We start from the raw sequence: 23,291 nt of genomic DNA on the forward strand, positions 1-23,291 counted from the left end.
TCTAATTTGGTCGGTATGAGAGGATTCGAACCTCCGCCCCCTGATACTCTACGACTGTGAACCATTTAATCATAACCTGCTAAATTTAAACATAAATCATGTAATTTTGCACGTTTTAATTACCTCGAAAATTTATGTACAGTTACACGCAAATGCGATATCAAGGCTACAAGTACAGCAAATTGAGCGTATTCAAACAAAATAACATCCCATTAGTTGTAATCAATATTGGATAACAACCAATGGGATCTAGGGAATACCTACAATCCCTGCATTTTCCCGATTCAGCAATGTGCTCTGGCGTGGTGACCATACGTGCAGGAATCACTAAGCACGTCACCGTTCATATAGATAATTCCAGTATCAGGATGTAGTTAAGGGGAGCCTTAACAGGCCTTAACAGGCCAAGACAGAACGAATATTGTTCCTCCATGGCCCGATGGCTGGCAGACCACGTGCCCGCCGTGAGCTTCAGCAATTGTTTTAACCACTGCGAGGCCGAGCCCACTGCCACCACTTTTTCGAGAGCGAGACGGATCAACTCGGCGAAATGCCTCGAATATGTAGCTTGCTGCTTCATCAGGAATACCAGGGCCTTCATCTTCTACGGTTAGATAACAACTTGCTCCCACGCTGTAAAGTCTTACAGTCAAAGTGCCAGGATCAGCATGCTGGCGCGCATTTTCCAGCAGCGCCATCAGCGCCTGACATATTCGTATAGCATCACAGTAAACTTTAAGTCTTGTATCGAGTTCCTGCTGCAGTATGAGTCCCTTAGCGTCTAACACCACAGCGAAAGTCTCAATCACTGCACTTAACTCCTCTGCTAAACAGACCTCATCCCGCTGTAATTCTAGATGACCACTGTCATTGAGGCTCAGCACTCGTAAATCTTCGATAAGGTGATTGAGGCCTTCAACCTGCCGTAACAGTCCCTCGAAGAGCTCACTGCTGGGGCTAAAAACACCTTCCGCTAAGCCCTGCAACCGACCACGCAGAATGGTGACTGGGGTACGGAGTTCGTGAGCGATTGCCGCGTTCCAAAACTCCCGCTCGCGAGTCATATACTCTAGGCGCTCGGCCATAGCATTAAAGTCACTCACCAATTGCGCCGTCTCCCCCATCGCATGTTGGTCCATTCGCGCACGCGCGTTGAGCTTGCCTTGGGCGACTTCGCGTAGGCTATATGCCACAGAGTTCAGTGGTGTAAGAATGCGCCGTGACAGGCGAATGGCAACAAATAACGCTATCCCCAACGCGGCTATGATAGTGCAAACTATCCATAGCATCTCCATCTGAGAAGGCATCCAGGTTTCAGATATACTGCCTGGCAGGTAGGCCACCGCAATGGCATAGAATAGATAGGAGCCAAACACTGACAGGAAAATGATGCCTAAAGTCATTACCGCTAGGGACTGGATAATTTGCCTGCGCAAACCCGGTGTTTGCCTCATACTTCACCACCAAAGCGATAGCCAACCCCCCAGACACTGAGCGGCACTCCTTGAATATTGAGGACTTCAAGCTTTTTACGTAGCTTACTGATATGACTGTCTACCGTTCGTTCCTGAGTATCGCCCTCAGGCAAGCAATTAATTAACAGCTCCTCACGGCTAAAAGCACGTTTCGGTGTTCGCATCAAGCAAGCGAGCAGTTTGAACTCGGTCAAGGTCAGATCCAGTGCCTGCTGCTGACCGTTACAGATTACGCTAGCCTCGTGGCTGTCTAAGTCGATTTGGAACGTGCCGACGCGCAACATTTGGGTATTTATAGGAGTGTTAGTGCGAGCGCGTCGCAGTACCGCCTGCACCCTAGCCACCACTTCGGCGGGATTGAATGGTTTAACCACGTAGTCGTCAGCACCGAGGCGTAATCCCATTAATTTATCGATATCCTGATCCAGCGCGGTAAGCATGATCACCGGCGTGTCACCACGGGAACGAACTTCATTCAGTACATTCCAGCCATCGAGATTCGGCATCTGTACATCGAGCAGCAATAGATCGGGCTTAAATGCTTGGTGCATGGCTAGCGCTTGGATACCATCGATAGCATGTTGAGTTCGTGGCCCACTGCGCTGCAAATAAGCGATAAGGATATCGGCAATCTCTGCTTCATCCTCTGCAATTAACACCAGTGCCGAAGTCATAGAACTTACGGGCTCATTGAGATTAGCCATGGATTGCCCCAACGTTAAAATGGTTGAACTTTATCATCCCCTCCATACATTCTCCACAATGTCTCGAATAATTCGCAATACTGACTCGTCATAATTCAGCATTAGTTCTCTAGCGTTTGATAAAACGCCATTAGTGAGATCGCTGTACATTGAGGAGAGTAGGTTATGTACATCAAACAGCGGCACTTAAGCCTTGTGTTAGTTGTAGGAATTGCCGTGTTGGGATTGGTAGGTTGTGATTCAGCGGTACAGAATGAAGAGACAACTGCTCCGGTTCAAGTGTCAGTGATGACATTAGAAAATGAAGCACTATTGGTGACTAAAGATCTGCCCGGTCGTGTCTCTGCGGTTCGCAGCGCTGAGATCCGCGCGCAAATTAGCGGCATAGTGCAAGGTCGTCTATTCGAACAGGGCGCCGAGATAACATCTGGCACTGTGCTGTTTCAAATAAATCCAGCGCCATTTAAAGCCGATGTCGATATTGCTGCTGCAGCGTTACAGCGTACCGAAGCGGTATGGATTAGGGCTCGTCAAGAAGCCGATCGCTTAGCCTCTTTGATACAAACCAAGGCCGTCAGCCAACAAATGCATGACGATGCTATTTCCCAGCGCGATCAGGCTGCCGCAGATGTAGCCCAAACCAAAGCGACGCTGGCACGGCGTCAGTTAGATCTTCAGTTTGCCAGCGTCGAAGCCCCCATCTCCGGACGTATAGATGAAGCTTTAGTGAGCGAAGGTGCATTGGTCTCACCCACCGATGCCACACCCATGGCGAGGATCCAACAAATCGACCAAGTGTACGTTGATGTACGTTTGCCAGCATCAATGTTGGAGGCGATGCGTCAGCAGGCAAGCTCAGGACTCCCAGAGTTGGCTGTTGAGATCCTTAGCAGTAGTGGTACGCCTCTTGGCATGCAGGGGCATATCTTATTTTCCGGCATTCAAGTAGATGCAGGTACTGGCGATGTACTGCTGCGCGTACTGGTAGATAACCCGCAGCATCGTCTGTTACCCGGTCTTTACGTAAAAGCTCGCATTCCACAAACTTACTATCCTACGGCTCTGAACGTGCCTCAGCAGGCTGTGACTCGCAAGGCTGGTCAATCACAAGTGTGGGTGCTTGATGGGCAAGCTAAAGTGCAACCTGTGGCCGTTAAGGTCGATGAATTGATGGCAGGTCGCTATCACGTAGTATCCGGCCTAAGCGCTGGTCAGCAGATAGTTGTTGAAGGCATCGAACGCCTAAGCCCAACTGCGCAGGTCGTCGCGCGCCCTTGGCAACCTACTATTTCCAATCAGCAACTTAGCGCTGTCGTGCGCTGAATTTGGAGAAGTCGCCATGCCCCAGTTTTTCATCAACCGCCCAGTATTTGCTTGGGTGATAGCCTTATTTATCGTACTGATTGGCGTCATCGCCATTCCACAGTTACCCATCTCCCGCTACCCATCAGTGGCACCCGTGTCGGTGAGCATTTATGCCGCTTATCCAGGAGCCACGCCACAGACACTTAATAACTCAGTGGTAAGCCTAGTCGAGCGCGAATTGTCAGGAGTGAAGAACTTACTCTACTTCGAATCATCGGTGGACAGCTCGGGCAGCGCACAAATAACCGCCACCTTTAAACCGGGCACGAATGCTGAAATGGCCCAAGTGGACGTGCAAAATCGTATTAAGGCTGTCGAACCACGCCTACCTCAAGTTGTACGGCAGAGCGGCCTGCAGGTAGAGTCGGCCGCATCGGGTTTTCTGATGATGATTGGTATGACCTCTCCAAACGGCCAATTCGACGAAATCGCGCTAAACGACTATTTAGCACGCAATATTGTCGAGGAGCTACGCCGAATCGACGGTGTTGGTCGCGTGCAATTATTCGGTGCCGAGCAAGCCATGCGCGTCTGGGTAGACCCGAATAAACTCACCGCCTATAGCCTGACAATGAACGACCTTGCTATCGTTATTGAGCAGCAAAACGCACAAATAGCCCCAGGGCGACTCGGTGATGAACCTATCTTACAGGGACAACGACTGACAGTCCCCCTAACAGTGCAAGGACAACTCAGCACGCCCGAGGAGTTCGCTGCTATCGTCCTACGTGCCGGTGCCGATGGCGCAAAATTGGTGCTCGGTGATGTGGCTCGGGTCGAGCTGGGCGCTCAATCCTATGGTTTTTCTAACCGTGAGAATGGTGTGGCGGCGACCAGTGCTGCTATCCAGCTCTCGCCAGGAGCCAACGCTGTACGCACAGCTTCTGCGGTACGTGAACGTCTAGCCGAACTGGCGCCGAGTATGCCTGCTGGCATGAACTACTCAGTGCCATTCGATACCGCCCCCTTCGTCAAAGTGTCTATCGAAAAAGTAATCTATACCCTGTTTGAAGCTATGGCGCTGGTATTTATGGTGATGTTCCTGTTCCTGCAGAACCTGCGCTACACACTTATACCTGCTATCGTCGCGCCCATAGCACTACTCGGTACCTTCGCGGTGATGTTACTGGCAGGCTTCTCAATCAACTCATTGACCATGTTCGGCATGGTGCTGGCCATTGGCATTATTGTTGACGATGCTATTGTGGTGGTGGAAAACGTTGAGCGACTGATGGCTACCCAAGGACTGTCGCCGCGGGAGGCAACCTCACAGGCGATGAAGGAAATTACTGGCGCGGTGATCGGTATCACGCTAGTGCTGACCGCAGTATTCATCCCCATGGCCTTCGGTAGCGGCTCAGTGGGAGTGATCTATCAACAGTTCACTTTGTCGATGGCGGTGTCTATTCTGTTTTCGGCCTTCCTCGCACTGACCCTAACGCCAGCACTATGCGCCACGCTATTGCGCCCAGTCAGTGCTGATCACCATCAAAAAGGCGGTTTCTTCGGTGCCTTCAACCGTGGATTTGAACACCTAACCGTAGGCTACAGTGCACGCGTAGCACGATTAGTTGGACGCAGTGGACGTATGATGGCAGCATTCGCCGTACTCTGCATGGTGCTAGTCATCGCTGCTGGGCAATTGCCGTCGTCCTTCCTACCAGAAGAGGATCAAGGCTATTTCATGACCTCCATCCAATTACCCACAGGCGCTACCAGCGAGCGTACGCTGGATGTGGTCAAAGCCTACGAGGCGCACGTCGCATCGCGCCCAACGCTGGATACAAATATGGTAGTGCTGGGCTTTAGCTTTGCAGGCTCCGGCCCCAATGCCGCCATGGCTTTCACTATGCTCAAGGACTGGGAACAACGAAATGGCGCCACAGCTGCCGAAGAAGCGGCACTGGCGCAGCAAGCTATGGCTGATAACGTCGAAGGCACAGTGATGACCATGATGCCGCCAGCCATTGACGAGCTGAGCACCTCCTCCGGTTTCACTCTGTTCCTGCAGGATAGAGCTAACCGCGGCGAGGCTGCATTGATAGCTGCACAGGCACAATTGCTGGCACAGGCTGCGCAGAGCGAGGTGGTCAGCGATGTCTACCCAGATGGCCTACCGCCCGGTGAGAGCATTAGTCTGAATATCAATCGGTCAAAAGCCGAGGCTATGGGTCTGTCCTTCTCCGCGGTCAGCAGCACACTTTCGGCGGCCATGGGATCACTGTATGTCAATGATTTCCCAAATAATGGACGTATGCAGCAGGTCATACTGCAGGCCGACGCTACGGCACGAATGCAATTGGACGACGTGCTCAGCCTGCGCGTGCGTAATTCAAGTGGTGGCATGGTGCCTCTACGGGAAGTAGTGACGGCAGAATGGAAAGAGTCGCCACAGCAAATGATGCGCTTTCAGGGCTTCCCAGCTATGCGTATTTCCGGGGGTGCTGCAGCTGGCGTTTCCAGCGGCGCAGCGATGGCAGAGATGGAACGCTTAGTGGCGCAGTTGCCACAAGGGTTCGCGATAGCTTGGACGGGGGCATCATTGCAAGAGCGCCAATCGACGGCGCAGGCACCGTTGCTAATGTTGCTGTCCGCTCTGGTAGTATTTCTGGTACTCGCTGCGTTGTACGAAAGCTGGTCGATCCCACTTTCGGTGATGTTGGTCGTGCCGCTGGGTCTGCTGGGCGCGGTAACGGCAGTAATATTGCGTGATATGCCTAACGATGTGTTCTTCAAGGTGGGAATGATCACCATCATCGGTCTATCGGCAAAAAATGCTATCCTCATCGTCGAGTTCGCCCGCCAACTGCACGCCGAGGGCCATACGCTGATAGATGCTGCAGTGACCGCAGCACGCCTGCGTCTGCGTCCAATTCTGATGACGTCACTGGCATTTACTCTCGGAGTGGTACCCTTAATGCTTGCGAGCGGTGCCAGCGCCGAAACTCAGCATGCTATCGGTACTGGCGTATTCGGTGGCATGCTCAGTGGCACCTTGCTGGCAATATTCTTCGTACCGGCGTTTTTTGTCTTTGTCATCGGCACCCAAGAGCGCTTGAGTGCCTGGCTTGCGCGGCATAATACTGCCAAATAGCCTCACCCGCTTTGATGCTCTGTAGGAAAGTCTAACAACACAATCCTATTGAGCATTAAAGCTGATCAATATATGTGTAATAATTTTAAACGTTGGAAATGTAGGTTCAGTGATAGTAATCGTTACTGCGTATCCGGCTTAAGGTTCCGACGTTCAAATCTGTAATTGGTTCTCTAAGAAATGGTGCGATGCTGGACTCGCCTACAGTGTATTATTCGATTCATGGAAAGAGTAAGTATATTTCGCCAATATTCCCGCGCGATCTAAAAAGATGAAGCCATCGAAAAGTGAGCAAAATCCATCGAATCTAATTCTGCCGAAAAATAAAAAAGAGAGGCTACATTAGCCTCTCAAAAAATAGCAGGGGAGCACTTTAACTCAAGCAATAATTTTATTGCTAATATTTACGATGAATAAAACTTGAGATGTTGTGAGAGACAATAACGAGTCTCTCACTGATTTAGCGTTACTTTGTATTTAGAGCATGTTTAGCAGCATTTGTCCCAGCGATTTTACCGAAAATCACAGTATCAGCGACAGCATTACCACCCAGTCGATTATACCCATGAACACCACCGGTCACCTCTCCCGCCGCAAATAAACCTTTGAGCGGTTGGCTTTGTATATCGAGTACTTCAGCTTTAGTGTCAATGGCAACTCCCCCCATAGTATGATGGATGCCAGGAGCAACTTTTACGGCATAATAAGGAGATTTTTCTATTGATAGCGGCATCTGCTCACGGTTAAATGCCTCATCTTTACCCTGTTTGAAATAATGGTTGTAGTTTGTGATAGTTTTGTCTAAAACACTTGGGGTCATTCCTGTTATTTTTGCAAGCTCTGCAACAGTATTGGCCTTTTCAAGCATTTCTAAATGATCATACCCCTGAACCATTTTAGCTTTTTTATATAATTCATTATCAAATACTAGCCAAGCATATTGTTCAGGTTGTTTTAGAATGGCATCAGAGGCTTTATCTCGAGTCGTTAATTCATTGATAAAGCGATTGCCTTCTTTATTAACCATTATGGCCCCGACACCTCGAACCGTTTCTGAAATTAATATACGGCTATCTTTTCCTACTGTTGGATGCGTCTGGATCCAATCAATATCAGTCATACTTGCACCGACTGCTTTAGCAAGTTCAATACCATCCCCAGTTGAAGTGATATTATTTGAACTTGTCATGCCTTTAAATGTAGGGCGATAAAAAGCAATCATTTCTTTGTTAAACCCATAACCACCTGTGGCTAAAACAACCGACTTAGCTGCAACCATATAGTGACCAGAGTGTTTACCGTGGATGACAACACCCACAATTTTTTGTTCATCATCAACAACCAATTTAACAACTTTGGAGTTGAGTCTTGTATCAACCCCTTCTTTATCTGATGCTTTTCTTAGTACATCAATAATATGTGGACCAACACTTAAACCACCAGATGGACGATGTGTTCTATCGACTCTAGCGCCGCCAGAGCGTTTTAAATCATCCATATTGGCGCCCAAAGATTCTAACCATTTAATGCCATCAGCCGATTGCTCCGCTAATATTTGTACCAATTTAGGGTCGTTAGCATATCGACCGCCTTTCATTGTATCTTCGACATACCATTCGATTTTATCATCGACTTTATGATCTTTTTGCTGAACTGTACCCACAGCATTATACCCGCCTGCGGCGAGCATAGAGTTACCACCACTAAATGGTGCTTTATCAAGCAATATAACGTTAGCCCCCGCCTTTTTAGCTGCAATCGCAGCATTAAACCCAGCACTACCGGCTCCAACAACAATCACATCCGTTGTTTCTTTAGGACCTGCAGTTATCGCTTTATTTATGGCTTCATTATCCCAACCTTTGTCCCACGGTTCTTTAGATTTGGCTTTATTAAAAGGCATGTCGAGCCCTTTAAATGAATGACATTCATTACAATATAATTTTGGTTGTTCATGTCCTTTATGACAAGACGTACAATTAATATCACCTAAGTGTGAAGAATGTGGGTCAATTTCTAGTTTGGGATTTGCTAGTTTTCCATAATCACCATGACATGATTTACATTGTTTATTTTCAAATGTCTCGCTATCGCTCACTTTATTGGGTGCTGTATGGCAGGTTTTACAACCATTAACATCTTTATGGAATGATGCTAAATCATTTTTATTATCAGCAGCCCATGATGACGCCGTTAAAATCGAACAGACAATAATACTCAAGTATTTTATCTTCATGCAATTCTCCAGTTTTTATTTTGGTAAGATTTGGCGTGATGATAGTTTCTTAATTTTTTTAAATAGTGACATTGAGCAATAAATTGAAATTGTTAAATATAACTTAACACACTTTAAGTTATGCTTAACTTGATGTTTTTGTTGATTAGATGTGATCTAAAGCGGAGATGTGTTTGCTTAAATCTCTAATATGACATTGCTTTTACATTCTAAAAAGGTGATGTCGATGAAAAATGCTAAATATCTTGGTTTTAGTTTTATTTTAATTTGTTCAACTCCAGCTTTATCTGAGCCATTAGATTTTTATGGAAGACTGTGGCTTGGTGTGGCCAACTCAAGTAATGGTCTTTCTGGTAACGAGAAAGTTGATGGATTTTCCCTTGAAAATTATGCATCATATTTAGGCGTTAAAGGTGAGTATAGTGTATATGATAATTTTAGCTTGTTATATAAATTTGAAGCAGGGATAGAAAGCTTTGATAACGATGATTCTAATATTTTCAAACCGAGGAACTCTTACTTAGGTTTTAAAACTAACTATGGCTCGGCTGTTTTCGGAAGAAATGATACCGTTTTTAAAAGTGCTGAAGGTAAAGTGGATTTGTTTAATATTACCTCAAGCGATATGAATATGATCATTGCAGGTAACGATAGATTAGGCGATTCGGTAACATTAAATAGCGCTAAGGTCGCAGGTGTTACTATGGGTATCAGTTATGTTTTTGATAAGGATTTTAATCAAAAAAATCCAGAACTTTCTGATAAACAAAACAATTATGCAATTAATTTTTCCCTAGGCGATGCAGCACTTAAAAAGAATAGTCACTATATTTCAATAGCCTATGCTGATGGATTGAACCAGTTAGAGGCAACAAGACTGGTGGGTGGTGTTGCTATTTCATCCGTAAAATTGGGGGCGATGTACCAGCGCTCTGAGTCAAGTATTTATGATAATATTAAAGGTAACTCCTACCTGTTAAGTATGGTTGTTCCTATTAATAAATATGATATAAAATTTCAATATTTAAAAGATGATGCTGGGCTGGGTAAAGTGACAAAAAATGCCGGAGCAGATCTAAAAACACTAAAAGAGAGTGATGCAAGTCAATATTCAGTAGGCGTTGATTTTAAGGCTCAAAAGGATTTGACTTTTGGGGTAGGTATTTCCTATTTTGATGGTGACTATACTGACGCCAAAGGACATACTGAGTTTGATGACACTCTCATTTTTGTATCTACAAGATATCTATTTTAACCTCTATAGATAAAGCGGCTACATAGCCGCTTTATAAAAATCAGATATTTATCATGTTAATTATTTATCGTTTTAAACTATTATACTGCTAGTATAACTGATTTTCCCCTCGCGGAGCATTTGATGCGGATAACATTAAGACAATTGATGATCTTTAAAGCCATACATTCTGAGAGGCAGATATCAAAAGCGGCAAAAGTACTTCATATGTCAACGCCTGCTGTAAGTATGGCACTTAAAGAATTAGAAAGCTCTTTAGGCTGCAGATTATTTGAGCGAGTGGCGGGAGGTTTGGTTGTAAATGCGCATGGAGAAATAATATTACCTTATGCTAATGAAATGCTATCCAAGGGAAAAGAGTTAGAAAATATATTTTCATTCCCTGAACATGGCATTAAGGGGACGTTAACCATTGGGAGCAGTAAGACTGCTGGTAACTATGTATTATCTAAAAAAATTCCATTATTTAAGAACCAATATCCCGATGTAAAAATAAAACTAGTCATTGATAATAGTTTAGTTATTGAAAAAATGGTTTCAGAAAAAGAACTAGACTTAGGCTTTATTGATGCTAAACCCGCGAGTAAAAATCTCATTTGTGAGCATTGGTTACAAGATAATCTTTGCATTGTGAGTGGCGTAACTCATCCTGCTGCAAATGGTTTAAATACAAAATCTTGGCTTAGTGAACAATTGTGGATATTCGACCATGAATCATCGTTCTCTCGAATTCGTGCAATTCAGTTATTAAAAAGCTTAAATATCCACGTTCGTGATGAAATCTGCATGTCAACCATTGGCTCTATTAAAAGGGCAATTGGAACAGGTATAGGTTTGAGTGTATTACCCCTATTAGCGATTGACGCTGAATTAGCAAGAAAAGACCTTATTTTATTACCTGTGGATGGATGGGATTATAAACGAACTTATTGGTCAATTCAACGTGAAGGAGAAGAATTATCTGCATTAAGCATGAGCTTCCTAGCCTTTAGTAAGTTACTGTAAAATATAATATATGTATACCAGCTATTCTTACTAGGTGAATTTAATTGATGTCATCAGATCTTGGAATAGGATTTTTTTTAGTCTTTTTACTATGTGGTTTATTTTATACACACACATCCTCTATTACACTTTTTAAGCAATTTTATCGTATTTTTCCACTGATGCTAATGTGCTACACCTTACCTGCCATCTTTAGCTCGCTAAATATTATTGATGCAAGTCATAGTCAACTTAGCGAAATGGCAAAAACACACTTAATGCCCGGTTGTTTGTTTTTGCTGATTTTAGGTACCGATTTCTTTGCTCTCAGTTTAGTGGGAAAAAAACTTCTCGGTATGTACGTGCTAGGTGCTGTGAGCATCTGTATTGGTGGTCCATTAAGCCTATGGTTAGGCTCTATATTTTTTCCGAACGAACTCGTCTGGCAGGGAGATAATGCAGCTTGGAAAGGCATGTCAACACTGATGGCAAACTGGCTTGGTGGAACCGCCAATCAATTGGCTGTAAAAGAAATCCACAGTGTCGGTGATGCCGTATTTGCGGTAATGATGGCTATTAATATTCTTTTTTCCGGTATATGGATGGTTATATTACTTTTCATTGCAGAACGCCAAGATAAAATCGATGATTTCCTGAAAGCTGATAAAAGCTATAGACCGATATTTTGCACTGACATCAAACGTAAAGTGATAGGAAAACAAACAAGCTATTATTGGATTCTGATATTGAGCTTGACTTTTTTCATTGTAATTTTCTTCAGTGAAAAATTATCATCCTTCCTTGCAACAAGAATCGCTAATAGTTTCCCACACTTATTTAAATACAATCTTACTTCTGAATTTTTTTGGTCAGTATTAATTGCAACTTTTTTAGGATTATTATTTTCATTAACAAATGCAAGACATGTGTTAGTCAAGGAAACTCAGCAGGCAGCTCTTTTTTTTATCTATATCATGATAATGTTGATGGGGTTGAACTTTGATATTAGCGCATTGAGCGCCGCGCCCTATTACGTTTGTATCGCTCTTATTTGGTTCTCTATACACATTATTATCTTATTTATTTTTACTGTATTTTTTCGATTACCTATCATGTACTTCGCGATCGCGAGTCAGTGTAATATTGGTGGTGCGGCTTCTGCACCAGTTATCGCCAGCGCTTTTCACCCAAGGCTGGCTTCCGCTGCTTTATTGATGGCAGTTTGGGGTTATACTTGGGCGTCTTTGTTGGCGTGGTATTTGGGTTTTTTAATGCAGTTTATTCAACCATAAGATGGGAACAAAAGTGTGTCCAACTAATTTTTTGCTCCCAATAAATGCCACTTCTGAATCTTCAAAGCATTACCCAAAGCTTTCAGAAAATGTCTATTTAACAATACAACTTATACATCCCCCCCCTATCAATCAAACCTCGAGGTGATTCAACACTGTGATAAAGTCGCAGCTACGCGCAGCCTGCCCATATTTATTATGTTTTTTCATGATTCAAGCTAGGACACTTTACCATGCATATACCTCAGTCTTTTGGCATGCTTAAAAAGAACTTTAAAATTCATAAAAATAAAAAAGCCTGCAAACGATTAAGTTAGCAGGCTTTTTAACTCTTATAAAAAGAGGAATTTGGTCGGTATGAGAGGATTCGAACCTCCGACCCCTGACACCCCATGACAGTGCGCTACCGGGCTGCGCTACATACCGAATTTTTAAGTATATTGCATACCTGTGCTGACTTAGCTAAATATTGTTTAGCGATAATCTTTACGGTTTTTGCTCAATTACTTATCACCTAAGATACTGTTTATGGGGTTTATCTTAAGCGAGCCAGAACTGTAGCAATTGCCTCGCAACTGCGCAAGGGCTTCATTACATCTCTTTGATCAACTGCTTAGTTTATGTTCTGAATGACACAATTTTCGTCGATAATGATTGCTCGATACTGATTACGTCCATACTCAAACAGGATTTAGCTGCAGAACAGACATAATGACACCCGTTTACTCAATCATCATTCAATGCGAGTGCATATGGGCGAGTCGGTACTCATCCATGCGCTCGAGTAGATATGGGAAAAAGGGATTCCATTTCTGTCGTAACATTTCAGATGCTGACACACTATACAAGCCGCGCTCTCCCCGCGAAGCTGAGGCTCCGATTTGGATCCTATGTAAATCAGGCTGGATCACTGCGCCATAAAGCCCATCATCTATGCCAAAAGGTAGCGCAACATGGGATAAGGAATACACGCCTGCAGGCCAATATAAATCTAATATTCGCACGTTTTCACTGACCTGAGTGAGCACTTTACCCTGTGCGTCTATATCCTGTGTATCTAAATTCTGTTCATTTAAACCCAGTTCATCTAAACCAAAGTATCGCGCCTGAACCTGCGTGGTTTCATTACTGATATTTTCCACCACAGTGCCGCGATAATGTAACTCAGGGTTATTAATGTTCGCCAACAAGCCCGCAAGTGGATCATTGGACACCATCTTGGCATTCACATCGAGTCGGTTCATATCAAACAGCACTAGCTCATGACCTTTTTCAGGTAATGTTTGATACAGATTATTCACCACCGCCGCGGTTGAAACCGTTGCGTCCACCACTGACTGAAAAGTGAGTATCGACGGAACTTGCACCCGTTGCTGCGGCGTTAATCCTGCCAATAAACCTTGGTTACGCAGGGCTAATTGATAAACTACATCGCCCGCATTAACCGCAAAAGAGGTGTATTTAAAGGGATCGTACTCTACTTGAATACTGTTCCATTGCAGTTTATCCAGCTCCAACAATCGTCCTATCCAACTCTGCCAGCGTGCGGCCGCCGCAGATGGCGCTAGCCCTATCGCGGGAGAGATAAAAATCATTCCATCATAATCTGGGGTTTTATTATGGCTGATACGTTCTAACTCATGGTTCAGCGCGATGGCGGCACCCGTCGAAAAAGCCACCACAAATAATGGTTTATCTTTCAGAGTTTGCCGCATATGCGCTGTGGCTAAATTAACCGCTGCGGCCAGATCTTGCCAATAAAGCTCAGTCAATCCACTTGGAATCGTGCCATGCCCTGGCAATCTTAAACCGAGTACATGGGCTTTACCTTTAAAGTGCGCCGCCACATTGGATAGAGCATAGGGCGAATCCGACATACCGTGGAGCAGTAATACTCCAAATTCGGCATTAGCCACAGGCCATTCATAACTGCGATTCCAATTTTGTGGCCAATGGGCAGGATCAGATAAGCTATTTTTGACATAGCGGTTCACGGGAGATAGTTCAGAGGCAGGAATTTTCTGTACAACTTTGCGCTCAACTTCGGCGAATAGGCGCTCTTCTAGCGATAAGTACTCATTAAAATTGGCGAGTTTAGTATTATAATGGAACTCATTTTCTAGCTCGACCGTATGCCAAAGTGACAGCTCAGGGCGCGCATTAAGAAAATAGATCCCTGTCGCGAGTAACGCCACCACTATGCCAGTACTTGCATACACTGCAGCTAAAAATAGGTGTTTTGTCGAACCTATGATGATGGCCTTCATCGCTGTTCCTACATGAAGATAAAATGTGCAACTAGATTATACGGGTAGATAAAAACATCCTTCAAACGTTTTACCGCGATAAAAACCACTTAAGCAGTACAATTTAATCACTCCAATTTAGTCACTTCAATTTAGTCACCCAATTTACTCATCTCGCAATTTTATTAGCCGCATAGGCCTTAATCGGGTTAGGATCGAAAATAGTCTTATTCCAACGAAACTTATACGCTCTCGATGATAATCGGTAATCCACACGCTAGGTTCGCCTACTATCTTCCTACAGCGCCGCTGGTACCTGAGAGCTGGCATTACACTCAGCCAGATGCTATCGGGGCTCTCATCGCTCTCAATGGCAATCATTGGCGTAAGATCTTCACTATTATGGCAAAAATCAGCGCGGTTGGAGAAGATTGGCGCAGCTATCGTGACCAAGTGTTACTCAAGCAAAATGAACTGATCTGCATAGGCGCTATAGAGCTGATGGCAAACGCTAAGATTCATCTCATTGCGGGGCAAGTGGCCGCAAATGCTTTAGGGCTCACCATGTCCGTGAACGATTCCGGTGCGCAGCATTTAACTGCCCAAAATAAATCCATAACCGTACTTAAGCTGCCATCTTCGCCAGGGCAGCATTGTTTACTCACGCCCTATTTGGATTATCGTCAATACCCAAACCAACTGATCGCCCTGACACGCCAACACTTAGCAACGCCAGAGCCCCACCACAGTGAATAATCCCATTATGATTGTGGTAATGGCTGTCACCAAATAGCAAAGGCATAAAAAAGCACTCGTGAACAGAGTTCAAACGAGTGCATATTCAAGGACGATTCAGGGTTAGTCGTAAATGGTTGGAATAGGCTGACGTTTATGCTGCGTCGCCTTATAAATACCAATTAACTTGTCTTCAACCGCCTTGCCGACGTCTTTACCCTCAAGGAAATCATCGATTTGCGCATAGGTTAAGCCAAGCGCGACTTCATCTTCGAGTAACGGTTTATTGTCTTCTAAATCCGCGGTCGGCGCTTTATAGACTAACGATTCTGGCGCGCCAAGATACGCGGCGAGTTGGCGAACTTGGCGCTTGTTAAGACCAAATAATGGCGCTAAATCGCAGGCACCATCGCCCCATTTAGTGTAAAAACCTGTGATATTTTCGGCACTGTGATCTGTCCCCACCACTAACCCACCTACGAGTCCAGCGAGTTCGTATTGAGCTATCATCCGCATACGGGCTTTGACGTTACCCTTCACAAAATCAACCTTCGCCACATCGGGCAAAGGCAATCCAGCTTCGACTAACGCAGCAACGGTAGCGCTATGCACACCATCAACGCCTTGATGCACATTCACAGTGACCAACTTAGAGGGCTGAATAAACTGACAGGCTAATTGCGCCTCATGCTCATCTTTTTGGATCTGATAGGGTAATCGCACAGCGATAAACTGGTAACCGCCTTGGCTATTTTCTTGGTTTAAACTGTCCACCGCTAACTGACACAAACGCCCAGCAGTAGAAGAATCCACCCCACCGCTGATCCCTAATACCAATGCCTTGCTACGCGCTTCTTTTAGTTTGGTTTTAATAAACGCGACACGACGTTGCACTTCGAACTCAGGCTCTATGGCCGTGAGTACCTTCATTTCTCTTAAGATTTGCGCTTTCACCGAAAATTCCACCTTAAATTATCGCTGTATTTGGACTACCTGAACCCAACTAACGTTAACATTTATTCGCAACTGCCTGTAGTTAAAATTAGCGCTTGGCTGATTGATTGCTGATAAATGCCATAAAAATAAGGGCAACAACGGTTTGCCGTTATTGCCCTAGCGTAAATCAGTTAGCTTAATACCAATACAGCTATCGACTTATCTTTCCCAGTAGGATTCTTCTAAGCTATCTTCGCGCTCAGGTAAACCACGGGATAAACGCGGGCTATGCTGGGCTAAGACTTCGTAGGCGACGCGGTTAGCGTACTTACACACTTGAGAAAACGAGGAATAACATAGTCCATCACGCTTATGTTTACTTGAGCCTGGCACGTTAGTCTTGTGGAAAGTATTGGCCGCCAGATCGTGCAATAACGCCGATAATGCGCCATCGCCAGCGCCATTAGTGTTACCGATTTTTTCAGGGCCGCCCATGTAAGGTGAAATGTGGGCAAAGACTTTGATTGGTGTTTCACAGTCACTTTTAAGCTTTGGACGGGAAAATTCATAACGATTAAATTCAGGGATAGCACCCGGCAACAGCGTGTGAGTCGTTTCGCGTTTTTCAGAATCTTCAGTATAACCTGCAGTATAAAGCCCGATTGGACCCGCTGTGGTTAATACCATGTCGCACCATTCCAAGGCTTTTTCACTGGCAAGCAGAGGATCCCGTGAACCCGTTAAGGCTTCACCTTCGTCTTCATTCATCGCCAAAATGGTGACATGTTCTTTGATGAAGTTTTGCCACCATTGTGGATCTTCTTCAATCAAGAAACGCGTGCCTAAGGTTAATACCACGGGAACTTCGGCGGCTTTTGCATATTCGATAGCGCACATGGCCGCATCGGTAATACGGTCGCCATCACTGGCGCGCATCAAATACGCGGTCAACACTAAGGCTGAACTGCCCTGCACCACGTCTTTATCGATAAATTCAGGTGTGAGTTTATCCATAGCGCCTTTGCTGATCGCAAATGTTCGCTCGCCGCACTCAGAAATCAGGGTAAAACAGCGACCGATAGGACCATCTACAGGTTGTAGAAAGTTAAGGTCGACTTTAGAAGAGGTATTACATAAATAGCGGTAGGCGTAACTGCCCACTTCGATATTTTGACTCATTACTCCAAACAGCACTGAACGGTCATCGGCCAAAATAGAATAGTTGTGCACTGTGTTACCAATAGTGCCACCAGCAAATTCATCGCTAATCAAACCATGAATTTTTAACTCAGTGTAGAGTCTGTGGGCCTGTTCATCATTGATCAAGGTAGAATTGCCTTTGGGCAAGCCATAACGGCTCAGCAATTCGTCTTCCACTTTCGCTTCGATATCCACTAAGGTTTGATCAATACCGCTGATATAGGTCGCAAACGGCTGAGGCTGTTGAGTCAGCTGTTCAAGCAGCGGATCTCGGGTTTTAACCGGAAAATAATGTTTAGATTTACGCTGACCGGGAAACTTCATAGTGGCTCTCTTTTCCTGGCATCCATGCTAATTGGCGTCTGCCGAGGCGGTCAAGCCAAGCAGCATCCTAAAAATATTGAGTCTAGGCTAGCGAGACAAAAAAACCACCCCTTAGCCGGAAGGGCGCAGATTCTATCACAAAATCAGTTCGAAGCCAGTGCTCCAATACCCAAACAACCTGAAGATGCAGGATTCAGCGGGAATTTAACGGAATGGTTCAGACAAGGCAATTTATTACTCCTGCATAAATGGCATTCACGCCATCCATGGCGATTGCGGCTATTTGCAGACCTAGTGGGCTAAGTTAAAAATAGTCAACACAGTATAAAGTGCGTTACCTCGTGTTTAACATCTGCCGCCGGGACGGAGCGCCTAGGGCACTTCACTTCCGTGTTGCATCAATTCAAAAGGTGGCCGACATTCTGTCATTGATGCGCCTTGAATTGAATCACCCTAGGCGCTCTGAAACTCGTATCTTCAGGTGGCTTGGGTATGGGCCCAAGATACCGCTTGTTCTTGGATTAATTGCCGTAATAATTCAATGTGTAACTCATCGTCGTTCAAACAAGGGATAAACCGATAGTCGCTGCCACCCGCATGTAAAAAGGTTTCCTTAGCACCAATGGAGATTTCTTCTAAGGTTTCGAGGCAATCGGTCGCAAACGCAGGGCAAATCACATCGACACTTTTGATCCCTTGCGCAGGTAACTCGGCCAGTAATTTATCCGCGTAGGGCGTTAACCATTCTTCGCGGCCAAAGCGCGATTGGAAGCACACTTGCCATTGCGACTCGCTCAGCTCAAGTTTTTGCGCCAACAGTTTAGCTGTGACAAAACACTGCTCACGGTAAGGATCGCCCTCTTTCACATAACGCAGTGGAATACCATGAAATGACAAGAGCAACTTGTCGGCCTGCCCATGGGTTTTCCAGTGGCGCGTCACACTGTGTGCCAGCGCAGCAATATAAGCGCTATGGTCAAAATAGTCTTTATTAAAGCGAACCTGCGGCATGTCACGCACGGTTTTAAGATAACGGGCAACAGCATCGAACACACTTGCCACTGTCGAGCAGGAATATTGAGGATACAAAGGCAGCACAATAATGCGATCTGCCCCTTGGGCTTTCAGGCGTTCAAATCCCACATCGATGGAGGGATTACCGTAACTCATGCCCAGTTCAACCGGAATGGTCTGGTTAAAGGTTGCGCTTAAGTCCACCGCCAACTTTTGTGCTTGGCGTGCACTTATCACCATCAAGGGCGAGCCTTCCGGCGTCCACACGCTTTGGTAAAGTTTCGCGACTTTAGCCGGACGGGTGTTGAGAATAATACCGTTCAGCAGCGGTTGCCAAATCCACGGCGATAAATCGACGACACGCGGATCACTTAAAAACTGCCTTAAAAAGCGTTTAACGGCCTTAGGACTAGGTTGATCAGGCGTGCCGAGGTTAACCAATAACACACCAAAAGCAGGGGAAGGATTCAACGTTAGGCTCATGGTTAATGAAGTTCACTTGGAGGCTAACATTGCGATACCCATAAAAAAAGCCTGCATCGGCAGGCTTTTTCTTAATATGAGAACTTGTTCTCGTAAATTAACCTTTATTCGGTTATTTCAACACCCTAGCTAACTGCTCACTCACGGCCGCAACCGATTGAGTACCGTCAAACTTGTTGTATTGAGTTTGGCCAGCGGCAGCCACTTTACCGTAGTATTCAACCAGCGGCTTAGTTTGCTCGTGGTAAATCGCAAGACGTTTACGCACTGTGCTTTCTTCGTCATCTGGACGAATAGCTAAATCTTCGCCCGTCACGTCGTCTTTACCTTCCACTTTAGGTGGATTGAAAACCACATGGTAAACACGGCCAGAACCTGGGTGAACACGGCGACCGCTCATGCGCTTAACGATTTCTTCGTCTGGCACGTCGATTTCAATCACGTGATCAATGCTAATACCGTTTGCCGCCATCGCATCCGCCTGTGGGATAGTACGTGGGAAACCGTCTAACAAGAAACCTTTAACACAGTCTTCCTGTGCGATACGCTCTTTAACCAGACCGATGATCAGATCATCAGAAACCAGTTGACCAGCATCCATCACTTTTTTCGCTTCCAAACCCAGTGGAGTACCCGCTTTTACCGCGGCACGTAACATATCACCAGTGGAAATTTGTGGGATACCATACTGTTCCATAATGAACTGGGCCTGGGTACCTTTACCGGCACCTGGGGCGCCCAATAGGATAATGCGCATCTCAAGAGTCCTCTTTTCGCATTGATATTCTTCTTAGGGCGGCGATCTTCGCACATCTGGCCGCCATTGAGAAGGGTTTTAGCTTCGACTTTAGCCTCAGAAACCGCAAATAAACTGCGGTTACTAAGCGATTTTTTTCATTAATAGAGCAAAGTATAGAGCTTACGGCGGTATTGATTGGCTATGGGATTACCTTGGCCAAGTGCCGTTAATACTTCCATAAATACTTGTTTTACTGTGCCATTTTCAGCACCTAAATCTTTACTGAGCACACCGAATAACAGTTCTAATGCTTCATCATCGCGGTGGGCAGCATGCAATGCCTTACTCAGCTCGAGTAATAACACTAAATCTGTTGGATTTTGCTCAAACTTTTGCTGCAAATCGCGAATTTCAGGGGTATCCGCCGCATCCAAGGCAAGTGCGAGCTTAGCTTTTAAACTCTGGTAATAACCATCTTGGTCGGCAAGCCCTACTTTCTCAAGCATGGCTTGTGCTAACACTAATTCGCCCTGCATCAGATACACATCGGCAAGCACTAGACTCACCTCACCCGCTTGATTTGACCCTGTATGTGCTTCTTTAAGCAACACGGCGGCAGTGGCAAGATCCTCTGCGCTAACTTGACTCAGGGCGAGTAATGCTTTTGCCTGTGCTAACTGTAACTGCCACATAGGCGGTAAATATTTATCCAGCATAGCCGTGACTTGCGCCGCATCTTGCAGGCCAGCAAAACCATCGACAGGCTGACCTTTATCCAATACTAACGTGGTCGGTAGACTTTGAATGCGAAAGTAATTGGCAATTTCTAATTCGGCTTCACAGTCAACTTTTGCGAGCACGAATCGACCCGCATTTTGCGCGGCAATTTTCTCTAAGGTGTGCAGCATAGCCACACTTTGTTCCTGCGGCTGAGCCCAAAATGCTAACACCACGATCTGTTGCATCGAGGCGTCAACCACTTGCTGAATATTGTCTTTAGTCAGACTGAGGATATTGTCCATAGTATTCCCTTAACATTTAAGGCCTCTATCATGGGAGGCCTTATTCTTTTAAAACTAAGCGTTAGAACCAAGTCTTAAAATCGAGTCTTACCGCTAACGGATTGAGTGACAGGCTAGGCGCAAACCACTCTTCCTGCACTAGAAACAATATCGGGGCCGTTCAAAGAAGGGCCCCGATAGTCATTTACTTCATGTTAGCCAGTAACATTTGGTTCATCAGCTTGATAAAGGCCGATGGGTCCGCAAGGCTACCTTTTTCAGATAATTGCGCCTGTTGCAGCAGCAGATTTGACCAATCCGCGAAGACGGCTTCATCTTGAAGATCATTTAAGCGCGATACTAATGGGTGCGCTGGGTTGATCTCAAATGTCGGCTTCACTTCTGGCACAGGTTGACCTGCAGCTTGCATCAGCTTGATCATCTGCGTCGACATTTCGCCTTCACCCGCCACCACACAGGCTGGCGTGTCGGTTAAGCGTGACGTGACTTTCACATCGGCAACACTGGTGCCTAATGCCGTTTTAATGCGTTCAACTAACGCTACCGATTCTTGCTCAAGCTTTTCTTGCGCTTCTTTTTCAGCAGCATCTTCCAGCTCGCCAAGTTCTAAATCACCACGGGTCACTGAGTGCAGTTGTTTCTCTTTGTACTCAGTTAAGTGGTTGATTAGCCACTCGTCGATACGCTCTGACATCAGTAAGACTTCAATGCCTTTCTTACGTAACAACTCTAAATGTGGGCTGTTAGCGGCGGCGTCATGGCTGTCGGCAACGATATAGTAAATCTTAGTTTGGCCTTCTTTCATGCGGCTGATGTAGTCATCAAGCGACACCGTCGGCGCAGCACTGCCCGTGTGGGTTGAGGCAAAACGTAATAAGCCCGCGATACGTTCACGGTTGGCGAAATCTTCAGCAGGCCCTTCTTTCAGTACTTGGCCAAACTCAGCCCAGAATTGTTGATACTTTTCAGCATCATCTTTGGCCAGTTTTTCCAGCATGCTCAGCACACGCTTGGTGATACCCGTCCGCATGGCTTTAGTCACATGATTATCTTGCAGAATTTCACGCGATACGTTCAGCGGCAAATCATTTGAGTCAATCAAACCTTGTACAAAACGCAGGTACGTTGGCATGAACTGCTCAGCGTCATCCATGATGAATACGCGTTGCACAAATAATTTCAGGCCATGCTTACGGTCGCGGTTCCACATATCCCAAGGCGCTTTGGCTGGAATATACAAAAGGTTAGTATATTCTTGCTTACCTTCTACGCGGTTATGACTCCACAACAACGCATCGGTGTAATCGTGGGATATGTGCTTATAAAACTCTTGGTATTCTTCATCACTAATATCAGCTTTACTGCGCATCCACAGGGCTGTCGCCTTGTTCATCACCTTCCAATAACCTTCAGTTGCTGGCACTTTCTCGCCATCTTCACCTTCAGTTTCTGGCGTGCCCTCTTGCCACATTTCCACCGGTACAGAGATGTGATCTGAGTATTTAGTGATGATTGAGCGCAGGCGCCAATCATCGGCAAATTCTTTTTCTTCATCACGTAGATGCAGGGTGATTTCAGTACCACGACTGGCTTTAGTGATGTTATCGACCGTGAAGCTACCCTCACCTTCTGATTCCCACAATACCGCTTCATCGGCTTTATGACCGGCAGCGCGGGTGCGCACTGTGACTTTCTTCGCCACGATAAAGGCTGAATAGAAACCGACACCAAATTGGCCGATTAACTGTGAATCCTTTGATGACTCACCGGATAAATTTTTGAAAAACTCGGCCGTACCTGATTTAGCTATCGTACCTAAATGCTCAATCACGCCATCGCGAGTCATGCCCACGCCGTTATCTTCGATAGTGACTGTGCCCTTGTCTTTATCGGCACTAATACGCACACGTAATTCGCCATCGCCTTCATATAAAGCATCGTTGGTCAACGCCAGATAACGCAACTTGTCCGCCGCATCCGCAGCGTTGGAGACCAGTTCACGCAAGAAAATTTCTTTGTTGGAGTACAAAGAATGGATCATCAGATGCAACAGCTGTTTGACTTCTGTTTGAAAACCATGAGTTTCTTGTTGTGACATGAAATTTTCCTTTATTTGTTACGCAATTTGGTAAAAGTAACGCTTAGTGCTTACTAAATGGGGCTCCAAATTTGCTTTTCAAGGGCAAG

General features: G+C 45.5%; 16 protein-coding genes and 1 tRNA gene. 6 read left to right on the forward strand and 11 right to left on the reverse strand.

Annotated features, from left to right (window positions below; all coding sequences use genetic code 11):
- Positions 1-386: 386 nt before the first annotated feature.
- A complete protein-coding gene (locus L5M37_RS05280) occupies positions 387-1,454 on the reverse strand; it encodes an ATP-binding protein (protein WP_263199643.1) in 1,068 nt (355 codons plus the stop codon).
- Positions 1,451-2,179 (reverse strand): response regulator, encoded by a 729-nt coding sequence (locus tag L5M37_RS05285; RefSeq protein WP_263199645.1) that lies wholly within the window; start codon positions 2,177-2,179, stop codon positions 1,451-1,453. Before L5M37_RS05285 ends, L5M37_RS05280 begins: the two co-directional genes overlap by 4 nt.
- A 165-nt stretch (positions 2,180-2,344) precedes the next feature.
- On the opposite strand from L5M37_RS05285, the gene L5M37_RS05290 reads away from it, so the two are divergent.
- Both L5M37_RS05290 and L5M37_RS05295 read left to right on the forward strand, forming a co-directional pair.
- A complete protein-coding gene (locus L5M37_RS05290; RefSeq protein WP_263199646.1) occupies positions 2,345-3,502 on the forward strand; it encodes an efflux RND transporter periplasmic adaptor subunit in 1,158 nt (385 codons plus the stop codon).
- 16 nt (positions 3,503-3,518) lie between these two features.
- The gene (locus L5M37_RS05295; protein ID WP_263199648.1) at positions 3,519-6,638 is read left to right on the forward strand and encodes a multidrug efflux RND transporter permease subunit; all 3,120 of its coding nucleotides are present in this window, start codon (positions 3,519-3,521) and stop codon (positions 6,636-6,638) included.
- A 466-nt stretch (positions 6,639-7,104) separates the two neighbouring features.
- Here the strand turns inward: L5M37_RS05295 and L5M37_RS05300 are convergent, their stop codons facing one another.
- Positions 7,105-8,874, reverse strand: a complete 1,770-nt coding sequence (locus L5M37_RS05300; RefSeq protein WP_263199651.1) for a flavocytochrome c — start codon at positions 8,872-8,874, stop codon at positions 7,105-7,107.
- A gap of 226 nt (positions 8,875-9,100) precedes the next feature.
- On the opposite strand from L5M37_RS05300, the gene L5M37_RS05305 reads away from it, so the two are divergent.
- The 3 genes from L5M37_RS05305 to L5M37_RS05315 all read left to right on the forward strand — a co-directional run bounded on the left by L5M37_RS05305 (position 9,101) and on the right by L5M37_RS05315 (position 12,405).
- On the forward strand, positions 9,101-10,129 hold the full coding sequence (locus tag L5M37_RS05305) for a porin (protein WP_263199654.1): 1,029 nt from the start codon (positions 9,101-9,103) through the stop codon (positions 10,127-10,129).
- A 123-nt stretch (positions 10,130-10,252) separates the two neighbouring features.
- Positions 10,253-11,134 carry a LysR family transcriptional regulator gene (locus tag L5M37_RS05310; RefSeq protein ID WP_028759678.1) on the forward strand — a complete coding sequence of 294 codons (882 nt, stop codon included), beginning with the start codon at positions 10,253-10,255 and terminating at the stop codon, positions 11,132-11,134.
- A 47-nt stretch (positions 11,135-11,181) separates the two neighbouring features.
- Positions 11,182-12,405, forward strand: coding sequence for a DUF819 domain-containing protein (locus L5M37_RS05315; protein ID WP_263199657.1), 1,224 nt, complete (start codon positions 11,182-11,184; stop codon positions 12,403-12,405).
- A 349-nt stretch (positions 12,406-12,754) separates the two neighbouring features.
- Here L5M37_RS05315 and L5M37_RS05320 read toward each other — a convergent pair.
- Positions 12,755-12,831 (reverse strand) — tRNA-Pro (locus L5M37_RS05320).
- Positions 12,832-13,142: 311 nt separating this feature from the next.
- Positions 13,143-14,672 carry an alpha/beta hydrolase gene (locus tag L5M37_RS05325; RefSeq protein WP_263199658.1) on the reverse strand — a complete coding sequence of 510 codons (1,530 nt, stop codon included), beginning with the start codon at positions 14,670-14,672 and terminating at the stop codon, positions 13,143-13,145.
- A gap of 234 nt (positions 14,673-14,906) precedes the next feature.
- On the opposite strand from L5M37_RS05325, the gene L5M37_RS05330 reads away from it, so the two are divergent.
- Positions 14,907-15,407, forward strand: a complete 501-nt coding sequence (locus tag L5M37_RS05330) for a DUF6942 family protein (protein WP_263199660.1) — start codon at positions 14,907-14,909, stop codon at positions 15,405-15,407.
- A 102-nt stretch (positions 15,408-15,509) separates the two neighbouring features.
- Here the strand turns inward: L5M37_RS05330 and nadE are convergent, their stop codons facing one another.
- The 6 genes from nadE to htpG all read right to left on the reverse strand — a co-directional run bounded on the left by nadE (position 15,510) and on the right by htpG (position 23,202).
- Positions 15,510-16,340: an ammonia-dependent NAD(+) synthetase gene (gene nadE / locus L5M37_RS05335; RefSeq protein WP_263162984.1), complete on the reverse strand. Its 831-nt coding sequence runs from the start codon at positions 16,338-16,340 to the stop codon at positions 15,510-15,512.
- A gap of 201 nt (positions 16,341-16,541) precedes the next feature.
- Positions 16,542-17,846 (reverse strand): inosine/guanosine kinase, encoded by a 1,305-nt coding sequence (locus tag L5M37_RS05340; RefSeq protein WP_028759658.1) that lies wholly within the window; start codon positions 17,844-17,846, stop codon positions 16,542-16,544.
- A 477-nt stretch (positions 17,847-18,323) separates the two neighbouring features.
- Positions 18,324-19,343 (reverse strand): ferrochelatase, encoded by a 1,020-nt coding sequence (hemH, locus tag L5M37_RS05345; RefSeq protein ID WP_219235339.1) that lies wholly within the window; start codon positions 19,341-19,343, stop codon positions 18,324-18,326.
- 112 nt (positions 19,344-19,455) lie between these two features.
- Positions 19,456-20,100: an adenylate kinase gene (gene adk, locus L5M37_RS05350; RefSeq protein ID WP_028759655.1), complete on the reverse strand. Its 645-nt coding sequence runs from the start codon at positions 20,098-20,100 to the stop codon at positions 19,456-19,458.
- A gap of 140 nt (positions 20,101-20,240) precedes the next feature.
- Positions 20,241-21,104: a co-chaperone YbbN gene (locus L5M37_RS05355; RefSeq protein ID WP_263199662.1), complete on the reverse strand. Its 864-nt coding sequence runs from the start codon at positions 21,102-21,104 to the stop codon at positions 20,241-20,243.
- Positions 21,105-21,288: 184 nt separating this feature from the next.
- Complete coding sequence (htpG, locus tag L5M37_RS05360; RefSeq protein WP_263199664.1) at positions 21,289-23,202, reverse strand: molecular chaperone HtpG; 1,914 nt, start codon at positions 23,200-23,202, stop codon at positions 21,289-21,291.
- Positions 23,203-23,291 lie beyond the last annotated feature (89 nt).

Origin of the sequence: Shewanella sp. SM69 (genome assembly GCF_025653985.1) — a bacterium.
GTDB lineage: Bacteria > Pseudomonadota > Gammaproteobacteria > Enterobacterales > Shewanellaceae > Shewanella > Shewanella oncorhynchi.

Bases quoted from the DNA above. Each gene is read 5' to 3' on its own strand.
- L5M37_RS05280 (WP_263199643.1), bottom strand. From the start codon at position 1,454: ATGAGGCAAACACCGGGTTTGCGCAGGCAAATTATCCAGTCCCTAGCG.
- L5M37_RS05285 (WP_263199645.1), bottom strand. From the start codon at position 2,179: ATGGCTAATCTCAATGAGCCCGTAAGTTCTATGACTTCGGCACTGGTG.
- L5M37_RS05290 (WP_263199646.1), top strand. From the start codon at position 2,345: ATGTACATCAAACAGCGGCACTTAAGCCTTGTGTTAGTTGTAGGAATT.
- L5M37_RS05295 (WP_263199648.1), top strand. From the start codon at position 3,519: ATGCCCCAGTTTTTCATCAACCGCCCAGTATTTGCTTGGGTGATAGCC.
- L5M37_RS05300 (WP_263199651.1), bottom strand. From the start codon at position 8,874: ATGAAGATAAAATACTTGAGTATTATTGTCTGTTCGATTTTAACGGCG.
- L5M37_RS05305 (WP_263199654.1), top strand. From the start codon at position 9,101: ATGAAAAATGCTAAATATCTTGGTTTTAGTTTTATTTTAATTTGTTCA.
- L5M37_RS05310 (WP_028759678.1), top strand. From the start codon at position 10,253: ATGCGGATAACATTAAGACAATTGATGATCTTTAAAGCCATACATTCT.
- L5M37_RS05315 (WP_263199657.1), top strand. From the start codon at position 11,182: ATGTCATCAGATCTTGGAATAGGATTTTTTTTAGTCTTTTTACTATGT.
- L5M37_RS05325 (WP_263199658.1), bottom strand. From the start codon at position 14,672: ATGAAGGCCATCATCATAGGTTCGACAAAACACCTATTTTTAGCTGCA.
- L5M37_RS05330 (WP_263199660.1), top strand. From the start codon at position 14,907: ATGATAATCGGTAATCCACACGCTAGGTTCGCCTACTATCTTCCTACA.
- L5M37_RS05340 (WP_028759658.1), bottom strand. From the start codon at position 17,846: ATGAAGTTTCCCGGTCAGCGTAAATCTAAACATTATTTTCCGGTTAAA.
- hemH (WP_219235339.1), bottom strand. From the start codon at position 19,343: ATGAGCCTAACGTTGAATCCTTCCCCTGCTTTTGGTGTGTTATTGGTT.
- adk (WP_028759655.1), bottom strand. From the start codon at position 20,100: ATGCGCATTATCCTATTGGGCGCCCCAGGTGCCGGTAAAGGTACCCAG.
- L5M37_RS05355 (WP_263199662.1), bottom strand. From the start codon at position 21,104: ATGGACAATATCCTCAGTCTGACTAAAGACAATATTCAGCAAGTGGTT.
- htpG (WP_263199664.1), bottom strand. From the start codon at position 23,202: ATGTCACAACAAGAAACTCATGGTTTTCAAACAGAAGTCAAACAGCTG.